The following is a 383-nucleotide window of genomic DNA, read 5'->3' on the forward strand; positions in this document are numbered from 1 at the left end:
GGCCGCACAACAACAAGACTACGAGCCGTCGATGCTCGACGCCGCGACCACGGTGAACGATCGCCAACCCACCCGGCTGCTCTCGCTCATGGACGACCACGTCGATGTCGCCGGCAAGCAGGTGGCGGTGCTCGGCCTCGCGTTCAAACCAGGGACAGACGACATCCGTAACAGCCGAGCGATCCCCGTCATCGAGGGGCTCCAGGCGCGCGGCGCCGAAATCGTCGCCTACGACCCGGTCGCGATAGAGCACATGCGCGAGCGGTTCCCCGATGTCGAGTACGTCGACACCCCCGACGCGGCATTGTCCGGGGCGGATGTTGCCCTTGTCGTGACCGACTGGGAAGAGATCACGGCCCTCAACGAGGAATTCGATGCGATGC

The 383-nt window shown here is 65.3% G+C and carries 1 protein-coding gene; it reads left to right on the forward strand.

From position 1 onward, the window contains the following. On the forward strand, window positions 1-383 hold a 383-nt coding region (locus EXE42_RS17240; RefSeq protein ID WP_137707088.1), incomplete at both ends, for a UDP binding domain-containing protein.

It is taken from the genome of Halorubrum sp. SP3, from assembly GCF_005435195.1.
Taxonomy (GTDB): domain Archaea; phylum Halobacteriota; class Halobacteria; order Halobacteriales; family Haloferacaceae; genus Halorubrum; species Halorubrum sodomense.